Annotated in this window: 17 protein-coding genes and 3 pseudogenes; 10 read left to right on the forward strand and 10 right to left on the reverse strand. The window is 39.9% G+C overall.

All coding sequences use genetic code 11. The annotated features are described in order from the left end of the window. Nucleotides 1-6: 6 nt before the first annotated feature. The 4 genes from kdpA to LIT25_23225 all read right to left on the reverse strand — a co-directional run bounded on the left by kdpA (nucleotide 7) and on the right by LIT25_23225 (nucleotide 3107). Complete coding sequence (kdpA, locus tag LIT25_23210) at nucleotides 7-1683, reverse strand: potassium-transporting ATPase subunit KdpA (GenBank protein USK33391.1); 1677 nt, start codon at nucleotides 1681-1683, stop codon at nucleotides 7-9. Between the two features lie 18 nt (nucleotides 1684-1701). Then, complete coding sequence (locus LIT25_23215; GenBank protein ID USK36391.1) at nucleotides 1702-1779, reverse strand: potassium-transporting ATPase subunit F; 78 nt, start codon at nucleotides 1777-1779, stop codon at nucleotides 1702-1704. A 124-nt stretch (nucleotides 1780-1903) separates the two neighbouring features. Next, nucleotides 1904-2287: a hypothetical protein gene (locus LIT25_23220; GenBank protein ID USK33392.1), complete on the reverse strand. Its 384-nt coding sequence runs from the start codon at nucleotides 2285-2287 to the stop codon at nucleotides 1904-1906. A gap of 301 nt (nucleotides 2288-2588) precedes the next feature. Continuing rightward, nucleotides 2589-3107: a hypothetical protein gene (locus LIT25_23225; GenBank protein ID USK33393.1), complete on the reverse strand. Its 519-nt coding sequence runs from the start codon at nucleotides 3105-3107 to the stop codon at nucleotides 2589-2591. A gap of 665 nt (nucleotides 3108-3772) precedes the next feature. On the opposite strand from LIT25_23225, the gene LIT25_23230 reads away from it, so the two are divergent. After that, nucleotides 3773-4150: a DUF2294 domain-containing protein gene (locus LIT25_23230; GenBank protein USK33394.1), complete on the forward strand. Its 378-nt coding sequence runs from the start codon at nucleotides 3773-3775 to the stop codon at nucleotides 4148-4150. A 45-nt stretch (nucleotides 4151-4195) separates the two neighbouring features. On the opposite strand, the pseudogene LIT25_23235 reads toward LIT25_23230, so the two are convergent. Beyond that, a pseudogene (locus LIT25_23235) lies at nucleotides 4196-4501 on the reverse strand (gamma-aminobutyrate permease). A gap of 705 nt (nucleotides 4502-5206) precedes the next feature. Here LIT25_23235 and LIT25_23240 point away from each other — a divergent pair. Beyond that, a pseudogene (locus LIT25_23240) lies at nucleotides 5207-5653 on the forward strand (glutamine synthetase). Between the two features lie 158 nt (nucleotides 5654-5811). On the opposite strand, the gene gltP reads toward LIT25_23240, so the two are convergent. After that, nucleotides 5812-7062, reverse strand: coding sequence for a glutamate/aspartate:proton symporter GltP (gene gltP, locus LIT25_23245; protein USK33395.1), 1251 nt, complete (start codon nucleotides 7060-7062; stop codon nucleotides 5812-5814). Between the two features lie 262 nt (nucleotides 7063-7324). Between gltP and LIT25_23250 the strand changes: the two are divergent. Continuing rightward, nucleotides 7325-8706, forward strand: a pseudogene (locus tag LIT25_23250) (amino acid permease). Here the strand turns inward: LIT25_23250 and LIT25_23255 are convergent. Together LIT25_23255 and LIT25_23260 are read right to left on the reverse strand one after the other, a co-directional pair. Beyond that, entirely contained in the window at nucleotides 8608-8826 is a 219-nt protein-coding gene (locus LIT25_23255) for a hypothetical protein (protein ID USK36423.1), read from the reverse strand. The pseudogene LIT25_23250 and the gene LIT25_23255 overlap by 99 nt on opposite strands. Nucleotides 8827-8889: 63 nt before the next feature. Then, the gene (locus tag LIT25_23260) at nucleotides 8890-10068 is read right to left on the reverse strand and encodes a D-alanyl-D-alanine carboxypeptidase (protein ID USK33396.1); all 1179 of its coding nucleotides are present in this window, start codon (nucleotides 10066-10068) and stop codon (nucleotides 8890-8892) included. Between the two features lie 182 nt (nucleotides 10069-10250). Here LIT25_23260 and LIT25_23265 point away from each other — a divergent pair, with 182 nt between their 5' ends. The 4 genes from LIT25_23265 to LIT25_23280 all read left to right on the forward strand — a co-directional run bounded on the left by LIT25_23265 (nucleotide 10251) and on the right by LIT25_23280 (nucleotide 12554). After that, the gene (locus LIT25_23265; GenBank protein USK33397.1) at nucleotides 10251-10853 is read left to right on the forward strand and encodes a TetR/AcrR family transcriptional regulator; all 603 of its coding nucleotides are present in this window, start codon (nucleotides 10251-10253) and stop codon (nucleotides 10851-10853) included. A 126-nt stretch (nucleotides 10854-10979) separates the two neighbouring features. Then, nucleotides 10980-11318 carry a multidrug efflux SMR transporter gene (locus LIT25_23270; GenBank protein USK33398.1) on the forward strand — a complete coding sequence of 113 codons (339 nt, stop codon included), beginning with the start codon at nucleotides 10980-10982 and terminating at the stop codon, nucleotides 11316-11318. Continuing rightward, nucleotides 11318-11632 carry a multidrug efflux SMR transporter gene (locus LIT25_23275; protein USK33399.1) on the forward strand — a complete coding sequence of 105 codons (315 nt, stop codon included), beginning with the start codon at nucleotides 11318-11320 and terminating at the stop codon, nucleotides 11630-11632. The genes LIT25_23270 and LIT25_23275 overlap by 1 nt, the downstream gene beginning before the upstream one ends. A 13-nt stretch (nucleotides 11633-11645) precedes the next feature. Then, on the forward strand, nucleotides 11646-12554 hold the full coding sequence (locus tag LIT25_23280; GenBank protein USK33400.1) for a DMT family transporter: 909 nt from the start codon (nucleotides 11646-11648) through the stop codon (nucleotides 12552-12554). A gap of 77 nt (nucleotides 12555-12631) precedes the next feature. On the opposite strand, the gene LIT25_23285 is transcribed toward LIT25_23280, so the two are convergent. Together LIT25_23285 and LIT25_23290 are read right to left on the reverse strand one after the other, a co-directional pair. Then, nucleotides 12632-13195 carry a hypothetical protein gene (locus LIT25_23285; GenBank protein ID USK33401.1) on the reverse strand — a complete coding sequence of 188 codons (564 nt, stop codon included), beginning with the start codon at nucleotides 13193-13195 and terminating at the stop codon, nucleotides 12632-12634. Then, the gene (locus LIT25_23290) at nucleotides 13185-13691 is read right to left on the reverse strand and encodes an RNA polymerase sigma factor (protein ID USK33402.1); all 507 of its coding nucleotides are present in this window, start codon (nucleotides 13689-13691) and stop codon (nucleotides 13185-13187) included. The genes LIT25_23285 and LIT25_23290 overlap by 11 nt, the downstream gene beginning before the upstream one ends. Before the next feature lie 193 nt (nucleotides 13692-13884). On the opposite strand from LIT25_23290, the gene LIT25_23295 reads away from it, so the two are divergent. From LIT25_23295 to LIT25_23305, 3 genes are all read left to right on the forward strand, one after another. Next, entirely contained in the window at nucleotides 13885-14952 is a 1068-nt protein-coding gene (locus LIT25_23295; GenBank protein USK33403.1) for a LacI family transcriptional regulator, read from the forward strand. A 118-nt stretch (nucleotides 14953-15070) separates the two neighbouring features. Further along, nucleotides 15071-16228, forward strand: a complete 1158-nt coding sequence (locus LIT25_23300) for a Gfo/Idh/MocA family oxidoreductase (GenBank protein USK33404.1) — start codon at nucleotides 15071-15073, stop codon at nucleotides 16226-16228. 36 nt (nucleotides 16229-16264) lie between these two features. Then, nucleotides 16265-17230: an ABC transporter permease subunit gene (locus LIT25_23305; protein USK36392.1), complete on the forward strand. Its 966-nt coding sequence runs from the start codon at nucleotides 16265-16267 to the stop codon at nucleotides 17228-17230. The last annotated feature ends 1 nt before the right edge of the window (nucleotide 17231 follow it).

Raw genomic sequence — 17231 nt, forward strand, 5'->3', positions numbered from 1 at the left:
TATCTTTTATAAAGTTAATAGCTCAGCAACCGGTCCCAGAACTAAAACTGGGAAGAATGTCAGAGCACCGACAATAAATATGGCTCCTACAAAAATGGTTCCAAACAAGCCAGTGTCTGTACGGAATGTACCTATCGTCTCCGGTACAATCTTTTTAGCGGCCATTGATGCTCCAACAGCAAGCATGGCAATGATTCCAAAATATCTGCCTATAAACATGACAATGCCGGTTGAGATGTTCCAAAAAGGTGTTGCATCACCAAGTCCTTCAAAGCCTGAACCATTATTGGCAGCAGAAGATGTGTACTCATAAAGGACTTGGGAAAGCCCGTGAAATCCAGGATTTGATATACCGTCAGATCCAAGCGGTGTATATAAAGCAACAGCTGTTGAAGCAAGTATCAAGAATGGATGACTAAGCAGTGTCACAGCGATCAGCTTCATTTCTTTTCCTTCAATTTTCTTGCCAAGGAATTCCGGAGTGCGACCTACCATTAACCCTGATAAGAAAACGGCTATGATCGCATACATCATAATGTTCATGAACCCTGCACCAATTCCGCCGAAAACTGTATTCAACAGCATGTTGGATAAAGCAATCATTCCTGTTATTGGCGACAGCGTATCGTGCATCGTGTTGACTGCCCCTGTTTCAGACGCCGTTGTTACAATAGCGTAAAGGGTTGACTGTACCATACCGAAACGAACTTCTTTTCCTTCCATACTGCCGGAAGACTGCTCAAGGCCTGCTTCTGCAAATCTGGGATTCCCCTGAAATTCTGAGAATAGGGCCGTACCAAGAAAGACAACGAAAATCATGGCCATCGCTGCGAATAGAATTCTTCCCTGTTTAGCATTCCCGACCATTTTTCCGTAGGTAAACGGAAGTGCTGTCGGAATTAAAAGCATCAATAGAATTTGCAGGAGGCTGCTCATCGCATTTGGGTTTTCAAACGGATGTGCTGAGTTTACTCCGAAGAACCCACCGCCATTGTTTCCAACTTCCTTAATTGATAAAAGCGATGCAACAGGTCCTCTTGCGATCGTTTGCCCGGCTCCTTCCACTGTTGTGACCGTGACACTTGAATCAAGTGTTTGCGGAACCCCAAGAAAGACGAATATCAGTGCAGTAATAAATGCAATCGGTAAAAGAACACGTGTGATTGATCTTATTAAATCTACAAAGAAGTTTCCAAGCGGATTACCTGCGAGTCCTCTTATTAACGCAATCGCAGCCGCAAATGCAGTTGCAGGAGCAACGAACATCATAAACGTAATGGCGATCATCTGAGACAAATAGGATAATCCGCTTTCTCCGCTGTAATGCTGAAGATTCGTGTTTGTCATGAAGCTGATTGCTGTATTAAAAGCAAGGGTGGGTTCCATCCCTGCTATGCCGCTTGGATTCAGCGGCAGAATGCCTTGAAAACGGAACACAAGATATACTATAAAAATCATAAAAATATTTGAAAATAAAAGGGCTGATGCATATTGCCTGAAGCTTTGGTTTTTTTGTTTTATTCCGCTGATTTTATAAACAACATTTTCCACCGGGCCAAACAGGGCATCCAGTTTAGTAGATTGATAAGTAAAGGCACGGGCTATATAGATGCCCATCGGCTTTGCCAGCAGCACGGCCAGTGTTAAAGTAAGAATGATTGTAATGATGGATAGTACGCTCAACGTCTTTCCCTCCGCAAGTTAAAATTTTTCTGGATTTACTAACGCATAAAGCAAATAAAGAGTAATCGCGGCAATGCCGCCAAGCAAGACGATCATCATTTTTCTCCCCTGCCTTCTTTCACAATCTCTTCCGACCATTTGACAAGCCCCGCCATGACTAATGCAAGGGCAGCAAATGTAATTAACATCATGCTGTCTAACATGTCGTTCCCTCCTGTTCTTACTGAATCAGAAATTTCACATTATCTTGTTTCGAATAAAAAACGTGCTTAGCCCCGAGCAGTTCATAAAGCTTTGTCGGGTAATTGGCTTTTTTAGTGATGACTGTAATCGGAACCCTTACACTGGCTTTGAGAATTTCCATTAACTTACACGTTTCCGCTATTTTGTCTTCCAGCAGAAGCACTCTTGCAATCGGCTCATGTATAAGCAGATACTGAGCATTCTGCCTTATAAAATAAATTGTTTTGAACCCTCTGCTTTTCAAATGACTCTGCACACTGTAATCTCCTGTTACAAATGCAAGTGATGAGTCCTCCGGGAGAATTTCATCCATGCAGCCGAGCCTTGAATAGCTTGGAATGCAAATCAGCATCGTTTCCATGACGTTCCCTGCCTTTACAGATTCAATAAAAAAACCGCGGAAGAGGGATCTCTTCCGCGGTTTCAGGCATCACTAAAGAAGCGTGCCGCACCTGCGTTTTTGATTTTCCCTCACTACGCTTTCGGGGTTAGCTGTCGGATTCGGACTATGAGAGTAGCCCTACCATTTTTCAATGGACTCACCCCAAGTGATGGTCATCACAAAAGATTGGGTCCCCCGATTTCGTATAGAAATTAAGCGATTAGGTTTTTCTTTTTCCTGATTCTCCTTTAGAGAACCACCTCCTTTAATGACAGATTGATTATCTTTCTTTTACGTGTCTAAGCCGTGTGTATATAAAGTCTTCCGGCTTGCTGACAATGACATATTTTGCACCTGATTTTTTATAGAGGTCATAGTGCCTGCTATCATGGGTCATCACAATGATTCGCATTGTGCCCAATTCAGAGAAAAATGCAGTTAATTCAAACCCTTCATTGATTGAGTCAGAGATGATATACACAGAGCGGTAATGATGGAACTTCTTTTCCATTTCCAGCAGATTATCAATGCGAGTGTTGCCATCTTCAGAATTCGTCAGATCATACGAGTACTGATCGTAGGACATGACATCGCATTTTTTATTCTGAAAGGTTACACTCTCAGCAACAGAACCGTATAATTCTCCCTTTCCTATGACGAGTGTATGATTCATATTTTTCCCCCGCATACCATGAATGACGGCGTTTTTACACTCTCCTGCCGTTTCAGCTTCCCCTGCTGAGCAGCCAAAGAGTAAAAAAAAGAGACCAATGCTTACCCTCTCCCCAAGCAAGTCCATACCATGTCAAACCACCAGCTATACACTAAAACAAGCATAAGCTGATTGAAAAATGACAGGATGGATCTTGGAGAAAAAGTACTCATTGGTCTACTTAACGCCCAGCAAGCTATATGCCCTCTTTGCGTTCCGTCTTCCGTTTTCCTTTTTCATTGAATTGCAATAATAAAAAGACCTTCTACAGTCCCCAGGCCTCTTCCCTGCCGCTTAAAAAAGGGCAGTAAAAAAAGACTCCTGAAAATAAGGTGGTCTTATGACCTCCTTCGCTTTAGCCGACGAAGTTAGCTGACGGGTAGGATGGCGAAAGAGATCTCATCCTTCCTGCAAATGCAGGATTAACCCCAAAAAATTGGTTCCTCCGCTCCCGATTCTCGGGACTAGGCCGTTATGCAATTCTTGATTACGTGATTATCTTACTCCCGCTTATATTCCGTGTAAATACGGAAAATTAGCTGAATTCCAGTGAATTATCCACTTTCCCTCCCTAAATCTCATAATTCCTTCGATATCCTCATATTTTCATATTTTTTATAGACGCAGATTTCATGTCAATGGCTAATTGCTTCAAATTTATCCATCGAATAGTGTTGACACACTCAAACAATCGTAAGTAAGATAAACTCGTCGATAAAAAACAAAAGCAACTGTGCTGGGGGTTTATTCAGATGGCTCTGTCGCCAAAGAAAAAATTAGAATCCGATTTAAGTGAGGCCTTTATCAAACTTCAGAGAGATCTCATTGGACGCGGTCCTCAGGAAACCAGAACGTATATTGTCCATGATATGGTCATAGCACGATTCAAAGGTGTATTAACGGTTGAAGAAAAACACCTGGTTGAAAACGAGAATGGCCGGAAGCTTGTTAAACAAATGAGACAAGTACTGCGTGAAATGTACAGTAAAAAATTCGAAGAAATTGTAGAAAGATATACCGGCTGCAAAGTGCTGTCCAGCCACAGCGACATCAGCACCAAGATGGGTGAACGGATAGAAGTATTTGTAGTTGATAAAGATTTGGAACGGTTAATCGAAACAAAAGGATAAACCAAACAAAAAGGGTTATGCATACTTGCATAACCCTTTTTGCTGCTAATGCTCTTTCTTTTCCGCCTCAATGAGATCTAATTTTATTTCATCCAGCTTTATCCACTTTGTTTTATATACTGCCTTGTATCCTATCCAGGCTCCAGCAAAGAGTAATAAGCCTATATAAGACACCAGCATCCCTTTCCAATCAATCGCATCTCCAGTTAAAGCCTGATAATTTTGGTCAAGAATAATCAGAATGCAAAGTGAAGCTGCTAGCAGAGGGCCAAAAGGAAACCATTTGGCACGTTATGTGAGATTTTCTAAATCATATCCTTGTTTTAAATAGGCTTTTCTGAACCGGTAATGACAAGCTGTTAAATTTGTAAACCTAAATTTTTTATTTTTGCGAAAACCGTTTGAATTTCGTAAGATTTCTTCAAATTTGGAAATTGATTCCGGGTACCCGATACTGAAAATTGGAGCACTCGATTCAGGCAAAGCTATTCCAGGTACCCAATACTGAAAATTGGGGCACTCGATTCAGGAAAATCGCTATTCCAAGTACCCAATATTGAAAATTGGAGCACTCGATTCAGGAAAAACGCTTTTCCAGGTACCCAATACTGAAAATTAGAGCACTCGATTCAGGAAAACCTCTATTCCAGGTACCCAATACTGAAAATTGGGGAAAATCGCTTTTCCATGTACCCAATACTGAAAATTGGGACACTCCATTCAGGAAAACCTCTATTCCAGGTACCCAATACTGAAAATTGGGGCACTCGATTCAGGAAAATCGCTATTCCAGGTACCCAATACTGAAAATTGGGACACTCCATTCAGGAAAACCACTATTCCAGGTACCCCAATACTGAAAATTGGAGCACTCGATTCAGGAAATACGCTATTCCAGGTACCCAATACTGAAAATTGGGGCACTCGATTCAGGAAAACCACTATTCCAGGTACCCAATACTGAAAATTGGAGCACTCGATTCAGGAAAAACGCTTTTCCAGGTACCCAAAACTGAAAATTGGGGCACTCGATTCTGGAAAATCGCTTTTTCGTGCAAGCGGCTTGTTCCCGGCTTTGAGGCCCCTTGCTATATCGCATGGTCAACCTCTAACCGGTCGACCTTGATCCGCATTCCTGCAAAACGGGGGCCTGCCACACGCATTGAAGTAAGACATCCTGATCCGAGTGCGAATCCTTACCTTGCATATGCCACAATTGCTGAAGCCGGATTAGCTGGCGTCACGCTGTCTGAATTTCCAAAAGCAGCTGTTCAAGATGATATTTTCAGTATGTCTGATGCAGAACGCAAATTAATAGGAATAAAAAACCTTCCTGACAACCTGGAGGATGCGTTAGATAAACTTGAACATGGAACACTTGGCAAAATCATTTTAGGGCCGCATGTTTTTCATCAATTCCTTTTTCACAAGCGGGCTGAATGGCATGAATATCGAAATACAGTACATTTGTGGGAAATAGAAAATTACCAGATGAAGTTCTGATTATATCTAAGAAAAGACCAAGATAGATAAAAATCAAACTTATAAGTCCGGTTTTGACTTTTATTTCGAATTTGTTCTGGGCGAGGAGTTGATACGTAAAACTTTTTCACTTACTTTTATTTAAAAAAAGCCCGATTCATTTCGAATCGGGCTCTCTTTTATGCAGCTATATACTCTTTATTCTTTTTGTTATCAAACTCGCCTTCCCATTTAGAGATCACAACTGCAGCCAGTGAGTTCCCTATCACGTTTACAACGGTTCTTGCCATATCCAATATACGGTCAATACCTGCAATAAAGGCCAATCCTTCAACCGGAATTCCTACCGTACCCAATGTAGCGAGGAGCACAACGAATGATACGCCCGGTACACCGGCAATCCCTTTAGAGGTTACCATTAACACAAGCATTAAGGATACCTGCTGCGAGATTGATAAGTCGATTCCATACATTTGTGCAATAAATACAGCAGCTAATGCTTGATAGAGGGTTGAACCATCCAGGTTAAAGGAGTATCCAGTCGGAATAACAAAAGACGTAATGGCTTTTGGACATCCGAACTTCTCCATTTTCTCCATGATTTTCGGTAAAACTGTCTCAGAGCTTGCGGTAGAATAAGCAAGAATCAACTCATCCTTCAGCAGACGGATAATGTTGAAGATATTAATTCCAACCATTTTAGCAACCAGCCCTAAAACTCCCACGATAAAGAAAATCATTGTTCCATATACTAGAATAACTAATTTACCAAGCGGTATCAGCGACTCTAAACCAAACTTAGAAACGGTTACACCAATTAGTGCAAAAACACCGAATGGAGCAAATTTCATAATAAGATTAGTTACATAGAACATCGTTTCTGCCGTTCCCTGGAAGAATGCGAGAACAGGTTTTCCCTTTTCTCCAACAGCAGCGATTCCAAGACCAAATAATACAGAGAAGAAAATAATTGGAAGCATGTCACCCTGAACAATGGACTCAAATATGTTGCTTGGAACAATATTCACAAAGGTATCAGCAAAACCATGAGATTCTACATCCTCAGCTGTATCCACATAGCTATTGATATCTGTTTTCTCCAGTTTGTCCATATCAACGCCGACACCTGGATCAAATATATTTGCAGATAATAAACCCACAAGAATTGCAATTGTTGTAATAATTTCAAAGTATAAAATTGTTTTCCCGCCGATTTTCCCAAGCTTTTTTGTGTCGCCGACGCTTGCAACGCCAACAATGATACTTGAAATGACAATTGGAATAACAATCATTTTAATCAAACGTATAAAAATATCACCTATAGGCTGTAAATAATTTTCGACATTTGGGTTACCGTAAAAAATAGCCCCCAGTGCAATACCCAAAATTAAACCGATAAAAATCTGCCATGCAAGGCCTAATTTTTTCATTCAATCCACCCCTTATGTTTGTTATTTATGATAATAAAATGGTCTATTGAAAATAGTTAGAACTAAACCATCTTATCATTTCCCATGAATCACATTTTTTTATAATATATCAAACTTAAGTATTTAACAATAACATTAATTCCCATATGTATTCACTACTTGAATCAAATGAATATTCTAAAAATTGTTGATATTCCATCAATTCGACAATATACTACAAAATGTTCACTTCTTAGTCATGACTAAATTAATGGAGGATCATATGAGTTCATTGTTCAGAAAAAAATCTATTACAGATTTACTTGCACAAAGTCAGCAAAAATCACTTGCCCGCACTATGGGTGCATTTGATTTAACCCTGCTTGGAATTGGTGCAATTGTAGGAACAGGTATTTTTGTACTAACCGGCGTCGTTGCGGCAGAAACAGCTGGTCCGGCTCTCATTTTATCATTTATTTTATCTGGTATTGCCTGTGCACTCGCAGCCTTTTGCTATGCGGAATCTGCGTCTTCTGTTCCCATCTCGGGCAGCGTGTATACTTACACATATGCAACTCTTGGTGAGCTGTTTGCTTTCCTTATTGGCTGGGATTTAATGCTTGAGTATCTTCTTGCAACCTCCGCAGTTGCCACTGGATGGTCCGCATACTTTCAATCCCTCATTGCAGGATTTGGCGTGAAACTGCCGGATGTCATTACTTCAGCACCAGGAGCAGGAAAAGGCGGATTTATTGATTTGCCTGCAGTGATTATTATTCTGCTCATAACCGCTCTCCTATCAAAGGGCATTAAGGAAAGTACACGGGTTAATAACATTATGGTATTTGTTAAACTTGCTGTAATCCTGATATTTATTGTTGCAGGCGTCTGGTATGTTAAGCCTGATAACTGGACCCCCTTTGTACCATTTGGATTTGATGGCATAGTAACGGGTGCAGCAACAGTCTTTTTTGCTTATATTGGATTTGATGCAGTAGCAACTGCTGCTGAGGAAGTAAAAAGACCGCAGCGGGATGTGCCAATCGGAATTATTGCTTCATTGACAGTTTGTACTGCACTATATATTATCGTCTCGCTTATTTTGACAGGAATGGTTCCATATACTCAATTAAACGTCGCAGACCCTGTTTCTTTTGCTCTTCAATTTGCAGGACAGAATTCTCTTGCAGGTTTGATTTCAGTTGGAGCAATTGCCGGAATTACAACTGTACTGCTTGTTATGATGTATGCACAGGTCAGAATATCATTTGCGATGAGCAGAGATGGACTGCTTCCGAAACGGTTATCTAAAGTACATCCATCTTTTAAAACACCATTCCAAAATACATGGATTACAGGTTTCGTTGCAGCAGCGATAGCAGGTTTTGTTGATTTAACTACGCTCGCACATCTTGTGAATATGGGAACACTTGCAGCATTTACGCTGATTTCAATCGCCGTTATTGTTTTAAGAAAAACACATCCAAATCTGGAACGTGCCTTTAAAGTGCCTTTTGTTCCGGTATTGCCAGCAATCAACTGTTCTGCATTTATCTCATGGTAAGTTTACCTGCTATTACGTGGATCTCTTTCTTCATCTGGATTGGTATCGGCACGGTTATCTACTTTGTTTATGCCAGAAAAAACAGCAAGCTTGGCCGTTAATAAGAAAAGCACAAGCGCCTTGGCCAGTGCAGGCATGGCAGAAAAGGATCCGCCAAAAAAGTCCGGGTTTGACTTTTTTGACGGATCTTTTTTGACCGAGGGAATTAGGCGATGGAGCACAATTTTATACTTTCTTCTATCAAAATAAAAAAAACCTTTCTCCAGCGCTGGAGAAAGGTTTTTTTATAATCTTCTTACTTGCCTAAAGAAATAGCCAACAAGAAGCAAAACAACTGCGAATGAAGAAATGACAATAAATTTCAAATGTTCATGCAGGATGCTTTGACCAAGGGTTGGCTTCACTTCTTCTACCTTCCCTTCCAAAACATCACCCGCATCTGCTGTTTCAGGTTTTAATTTATAGGAAGCGATTTCCCTGCCATCCTCCCCTTCAACCGCAAGCATTCCATCTAAATCTACATCTGTAGAGATGCTTTCATTTAATTTTTTGGCATAATACAGCGGTTCACTCAGTGTAAACTCCTGGCCGCTCTGGTCTTCAAAGGCTGTATCCTCTGCAATAAATTCTGATGTAAAATGATTAAAGCCATAATCTAATAATTTAACGGTATCTTTATATGAAATACGGTCTGTTTTAGCATTCAGGACAATCGCAATCAGACTGATATTCTCTCTTTCAGCAAGAGTGGATAAAGTAAACCCCGATTCGCTCACATACCCGTTTTTCCCGCCGACCATCCCGTCATACGGCGTTACTTTAAGAAGCTTATGGTGATTATGAAGCGTAGTATCCCACGTTTCCCCGTCCCACTTTAATTCTTCTGTTGAAAAAATTTCTCTAAATAATTCATTTTGTGAAGCGTACTGAGTTAACTTTGCAAGGTCTTCAGCGGTCGTTACATGTTCAGGATCAAACAGACCGTGCGGGTTGGTAAAATTGGTGTGCAGAAGTCCTGCCTTCAACTTTAAAAATGCTGTCATTTCCGCAGAAAAGGTCTCGGTATCTCCGCTGATATGTTCAGCAATTGCTACACCTGCATCATTTCCTGAATTAATCATCAATCCCTGGATGAGCTTTTTCAAGGGAACCTGCTCTCCTTCTTCAAGGTAAACCTTTGTTCCATCAACACTTCTGGCATTTTTACTTATCGTCACAATATCTTCCATATTCCCTTTTTCAATTGCATAAATAGCTGTAGCCATTTTCGTTACACTCGCTGGATACATAATCGCATCACTGTCTTTTGAGTACAGAATCTGACCTGACTTCGCATCAATCAATACAGCTGATTCACTTTGAATATCGGGTTCTTTTAAAGAGAGTTCATCAGCGTATGCTTTAAACGAAAATAATCCGAAAGAAAAGATGCATACTACAAGAATCAAAGGGGCTTTTATCATATAAAAAAATCTCCTGTATAGTAGTTAAGATTATTATTCTCTATTCAGTCCATATACAAGCATAACAGCTATTAATAAATCATGACACTGTAAAGATATAGAAATAGTCGGTATATACTTTCATTTGACTTTGTGAAGCACCGGATTTATAATAAACTGACGAACGTCAGGAAGGTGAAAAAATGACATCTGAACAAATAAAAGAAGCCGCGATCCGCAATTTTGCCGCACACGGCTATGATGGTGCATCTTTATCAGCAATAGCGAATGAAGTCGGCATCAAGAAGCAATCTATTTACGCTCATTTTAAAAGCAAGGATGAACTGTTTCTTACTGTCATGGCTGAGGTGCTGGAAAAAGAAATTGAGTACATTAAAAACTACTTTGTTTTCTCAAATTCCGCTTCATTAAAAGAAGTGCTTTACCATTACCTTTCAGAGTATATCAACCGCTATGAAAAAGATGATCAGACAAAATTCATGCTGCGGATCAGCTTTTTGCCGCCAGCTCATCTTTATGATGAAGTGATGAAGAAAGTGTACACCTATCTAGATACCTTTGAAGAGCTGCTTACAGATATCTTTAATGATCCGAAAGTTATATCAATTAACAAATCAGATGCAGTGATTGCTTATATGGGACTTGTTGATGCTGTTCTGGTTGAAATTCTCTATGGCGGTGCTGAACGATTTAAAAAGAGATTGGATGGCTGCTTTAACGTTTACTGGAACGGGATAACGCTTAGAAATGCGGAAGCGCCCTGGTCAGTTCCGAAAGGCAGATAAGAATCCGGCGGAAAAGTCCGGTTTTGACTTTTTTGGCGGATCCGTTCTGACCGAGGAGTTAGTCACTTCCGCTTGCCGCCAACGCAAAATTGTTACCATCCAATTTTTAAAGAAAGGAAGAACATCATGAATCGTGACTGGATAAAAGTTGTCTTAGCCGGTTTCATTGAAGTCATCTGGGTGGCGGGATTAAAATACTCAGACAGCTGGTATGAATGGCTTATCACAATTATTACATTATGTGTAAGTTTTTATTTACTGATCAGTGCAACTAAAAGACTGCCGGTGAGTACCGTTTACGCAGTCTTTACAGGACTTGGCGCTGCAGGAACCGTTATCTCGGAAATTCTCATATTTAACGAGCCATTTCAGCTCATCAAAATTCTGTTAATCCTCGTATTAGTAGCTGGAGTTATTGGCTTAAAAACATTGTCTGATGATAAAAAAGAGGAGGGTGCGCACTAATGGACTGGATTTTCCTGATAGCAGCAGGCCTATTTGAAGTTGTCGGGGTCATCGGAATCAACAAAATGAAAGATTCAAAAGGAATTATTCCCTTGCTGATTATGATTGCAGGCTTTTCAATGAGTTTTCTTCTATTAAATCAATCTCTTCAAACCATTTCGCTTGGAACGGCATATTCTGTCTGGACAGGAATTGGATCTGCGGGCAGCGCGCTTGTGGGCATTTTATTTTACGGAGATTCAAGCAGCTGGAAAAGAATCCTTTTTATTAGTATGATCATCTCAGCTACAGTAGGATTGAAGCTTGTTTCATAAGGAGTTATCATTTGTGAGCCAATTATTTAAATACTCATTCCTTGTCTTGGCCGGCGCATGCAGTTACGGGGTTATTTCTACAATTATCAAAATCGCCTATATGCATGGGTTTACAGTAAACGAAGTGATCGGAAGCCAATATTTGTTCGGTTTTTTCATGTTTTTGATCTGTGTGACTCTTTTCTCTAGAAAAAAAGTTTCCTTTAAGCAGGCGCTCATCTTAATGATTACAGGAACCACTACCAGTCTGACTGGTATTTTTTACGGAAAATCTCTTGAAACGATTCCCGCATCGATTGCAATTATCCTCTTATTTCAGTTTACTTGGATTGGAATCGTCATTGAAGCAATCGCTGTGAAAAAGCTGCCGGGTCCTGATAAAGTGCTTGCTGCAGTCATTCTCTTAATAGGCACATTTATGGCTGGAAACATTTTTGGCCATGATGCTTTTAGCCTGAGTGATCCCGGAATTATCTGGGGACTTTTATCAGCTGTTTCATTTTCACTATTTATCTTTGCAAGCGGAAAAGTAGCAATTGAGCTGCCGTCTTTAAATCGAAGTCTGTTTATGTCATTGGGTGCTGCAGTCTTTTTACTAATCGTCTTTTCCCCTGATTTTCTGACAAATGGCTCCATGCAGTCAGGATTATGGATTTACGCTTTGCTGCTGGGTTTTTTCGGAGTATTCATACCCGTTGTCTTATTTTCAATCGGAACGCCAAAGATCGGTTCAGGCATTGCAACGATTTTAGGTGCCGCTGAATTGCCAATGGCCATTCTCTGCTCGGTCCTTATTTTAAAAGAGCAGGTAACAATCCTGCAGACAGCCGGCATCATCATGATTCTTGCTGGAATTGTCACACCGCAGCTATATCATTTTTTAAAACATAAGCAGCTTGAGAAGAAAAGCATATCTTCTTAAAAAAGAGGGTGAACAAAAACGTTCACCCTCTTTTTAGCATTTTTCGTATGTGATGCAGCGGGCTATTAGATATAGGTTTACTCAGCCGAAAAAGTATGCATAGCATCATTTGCTTGTTTCTCTGTTATATAAGGTGTATGAAAGTACACTCTTACCCATTCTTTTTCATCTGTCTGAACGAAATAGTGATAGGTTTGTGCGGCAGTCATTGTTTTAACATGCTCAAGTATTCTTTCTGCAGGATACTTTAATTCGTTTATTACTTTTCTTTCAAAAATTCCCGGTCCGCTTTCAAGGCTTTTCTTTTCCTCAAATGTACTCGGAGCCGCCCCTCCCACCGTCTTTTCGCCTTGCTTAAAGATCAGGGTATCTCCATTTCTTTCTGTTTTGATTCCATCAGGAAGCTGTATGCTGTATTTTAATTGCCCTTTCCGTGTATCTTCTCCCTTTTCACCATTTATAAAAAAGAGAGAAAAGATGCCTGCTCCGATTAAAAGGATGATTGTTACTGAAAGCTGAAATAATCGGTGCATCACGGCAAGGGAAGCTCCTCTGCGCCTCCTTGAGAGTGCGTTGCTGATTTTCTCCCGCTGTCCGGGCGACAATGTTTTTTTTGGAAACTGAAGATCTTCAGGATTCAAGTTCGGCCCCTCCTTCCTTAATTGCATCTTTCCTGTTCTGATTCAGTTTCTTCAATGCCCTGTAATAGGTGCGGCTGACTTTTCCCCTAGTCCAGCCCAGAACTTCTGAGGTTTCTTCCACGGAAAGCTCAGAGATGACTCTCAGCATAACTACATCTCTGTATTCTGTTTTCAGTTCATCAATTGCTCTGTAGACTTCCCTAACATTTTCATGTTCCATCAGAATATCATCCGGACTTTTTTGCCGCTCTGGCTTTGGCAGCCAAGAAAGAAGCCGTTTCTTCCGGCGCTGATCGATGACAAGTCTTCTGGCAATGCCGATCAGCCATGTTTTCGGATGGGAATCACCGCGAAAATGGCTTTTTAAAGCCCTCAAAAAAACTTCCTGGACATCATCCTCCACATCGTGAGATCCTTTGTAGTAAACAAGAAAATGATAAAGATCATCCCCGAACAGCTTAAACATCCGCTCGATTTCTCTGTGATGTTCGTTCATTTATCCACCCCGTTTGAACACTTTAACTAATTAGACGGTTATATATCTTAATTCTCTCACTTAAATGAAAAAAAACAGTTTTTTCAGAGTTGATTTATTCCATCTTTTATTTTATTTTTCAGAAAATATTGACTTTTTTCCGGAAAACTATTAATTTATAGGAAAGCGTTTGGATAAATGTAAGGAGTATACTATGACAACATTAAAAGAAATTGCGGAGCATGTAGGAGTATCCATTTCAACTGTTTCTAGAGTAATCAATAACGATTTATCAAGAAATATTCACCCTGAAACGAAAAGAAAAGTTTGGGATGCCGTGAAAGACTACGGATATAAACCAAACCAAAATGCCAGGAACTTAGCCTCACAGAAAAAAAATGATAAGAAAAAAACAATGCAGATTGGCTGTTTAGTCCAGCATCCTCATCTAATAGAAAGATATGATCCGTATTATTCACCTATATTTAATGGGATAAGCAAGACTCTTACAGATCACAAATACAGCTTAATCTATATTGATTCATTCGACAAAAAAATTGAGGAAACAGATATTTACAGATCCATCAACTCTGACACATTGGATGGCATTATCCTTTTCGGAAACTTTGAGGAAAATGTCTTGTCCTTCATTAAAAATCAGATATCCTGCATTGTCGCTTTAGAAACTGCACACACGGATTGCTTAGACGTATCATTGGTGGACTATGACAGACAGTCTGCAAGCAGAGCAGCCATTAAGCACTTAATTGAGCAAGGTCATGAAAAGATCGGATTTATTGGAGGCGGTACAGGTGCTGACTATGAGAATCTTTCTGAAGAAGAGAGATATAAAGGCTATGTAAAAGCACTGCATGAATTTGGACTCGAATTTGAATCAAATTGGATTGTAAATGCCAGATGGACCCCTTCATTAAGTTATAGCAGCATGAAGGGAATTTTAAACCTTGAATCTAAGCCAACTGCCATGTTTTGTGCAAGTGACACAATGGCCATCGCTGCGATGAGGTCTGTTTATGAAAATAAACTGCAGATCCCAGAGGATGTTGCATTTATCGGGATTGATAACATTGAAATGTCTTTATATTCTAATCCCCCTTTATCAACCATTCATATTCCTAAATATGAAATTGGAAAAGCTGCAGTAAATGTACTATTAAATCAAATAGAGGAACGGATGGACCTCCCAGTCGTGACATTGCTGCCATATCAATTAATAGCCAGGGAATCATCAGCAAATAAATCTAAATTGAAGCAACTTTAAAATTTTACGCAACAGGAGAACGCTCTCCTTGTTTGGGGAAAATGCAAGTTAAGGAGGTGATCTTTATTCATTGAAGAAGGATTTTTTCATTTGATAATTCGAGAGGAGACATTAGTAAATGACAAAAGTAAGAATTGCTTTAATTGGAGCAGGTTTAAGAAGTGGAATCGCAAAATACTGGCACAAACCAGATGGTGATTCAATCGTAGTCGCCGCAGCAGATATTTCTTATTCTAAATTAAAAGAATTTCAGGAAAAGATAAATCCCGAAGCGTTTATTACACAAGATTACAAAGAATTGCTGCAAAGAGATGATATTGATGCTATTGCCGTGACGTCACCTGATTATTTACACGAGGAACACGCAATCGCCTCCCTGCAGGCTGGAAAGCATGTGTATTGTGAAAAACCTTTAGCAATAACAGTGGAGGGCTGTGACAGGATTATAGAAGCTGCCGAGAAATCAGGCAAGCATCTAATGGTTGGTTTTAACATGAGATATATGAATATGTACAGAACGATGAAAGGAATTGTTGATTCCGGTGCCATCGGAAAAATAAAAGCTGTTTGGGTCCGGCATTTTGTAGGATATGGCGGCTACTTCTATTTCCATGATTGGCATGCAAAATCTAAGAATACGACATCTCTTCTTCTACAAAAAGGTTCTCATGATATTGATATCATCCATTGGATTACCGGAAGTTACACACAAAAAGTATCAGCATTTGGAGGCTTGGATTTTTATGGCGGGGACAAGCCGAATGATTTAACTTGCCCATCGTGCAATGAACGGGATACATGTACTGAAGCCAGCCCCCACACACTAATTGAATGCGCTTTCAGAGAAGAGGTAAATGTTGAGGATAATAATGTGGTCATAATGGAGTTAGAGGGTGGCATTAAGGCCTCTTACCTGCAATGTCATTTCACCCCTGATTATCAGCGGAATTACACATTCATTGGCACGGAAGGCCGAATCGAAAATTCAGAGCTGGAAGGAAAAATATATGTAAAGTCACGTCGTTCAAACTCATGGAGAGAATTCTCTGATACTACCTATGAAATAAAAAAAGCAGAGGGCAGTCATGGCGGAGCCGATCCCAATATATGCAAAGATTTTGTAGATTTAGTGCTTAAAGGCAAGCAGCCTTTAACTACACCTCTTGCTGGCCGAATGAGCGTAGCTGTCGGATGTGCAGCAACTGAATCGATCCGTTCTGGCGGACACATCGTAAAGATTAAGCCAATCCCCACAACTATTCCGAAAGCATTTTAAACATCAGTATAGCTGAAAGGGATGGTATTTTTGAAAATTGAACATAAACCTGAAAATTACACAAACACACGTACAGCCTCTAAGACCTCACTTACAAAATTATCTGCATTTCGAATATCCTTCAGGAAAAATTGGGATCTATATTTGTTGATTTCACCTGTCATACTTTATTTTATTATCTTTCACTACATTCCAATGTATGGAGTACAAATTGCATTTAAAGACTTTTTCCCTGTAAACGGAATATCAGGAAGTCCATGGGTTGGCTTTAAACATTTTGAACGATTTTTTGATAGTTATTATTTTTGGCGTTTAATTAAAAATACACTTGGAATCGGTTTATATACGTTAGCATTATCTTTCCCTATTCCAATTATTATTGCGCTCATGCTTAACGAGGTAAAGCATGAAAAGTACAAACGCTTCGTCCAAACTGTCATTTATGCTCCTCATTTTCTGTCAACCGTTGTCGTAGTCGGCATGCTGCTGTTGTTCCTGAAGCCTGATGGGCTGGTCAATCAGCTCATTATCTTATTTGGCGGTGAACCTATTTATTTTATTACTGAGCCAAGCTTATTTAAATCACTTTATGTTTTTTCCGATGTCTGGCAAACGATGGGCTGGAGTTCGATCATCTATCTTGCTGCTTTAGCCTCTATAGATTATCAGCTTCATGAAGCAGCCATCATAGATGGAGCAACTAGGATGCAGAGAATCTGGCATATTAATGTTCCGACCATATTCCCGACAATAGTTATTATGTTTATCCTAAGCGCCGGCTCTATCATGGCCGTAGGCTTTGAAAAAGTATTCTTAATGCAAAATAGTCTGAACATGTCTACTTCTGACGTTATTTCAACATTTGTATATCGTGCCGGGATTTTAGATGCACAATATAGTTTTTCAGCAGCAGTTGGATTATTTAACTCCGTTATTAATTTCATTATGTTGATCGTTGTTAACTCATTTGCTAAAAAGATCAACGAAACTAGTCTTTGGTAGG

This window comes from Bacillus sp. F19, from assembly GCA_023823795.1.
GTDB lineage: Bacteria > Bacillota > Bacilli > Bacillales > Bacillaceae > Bacillus_P.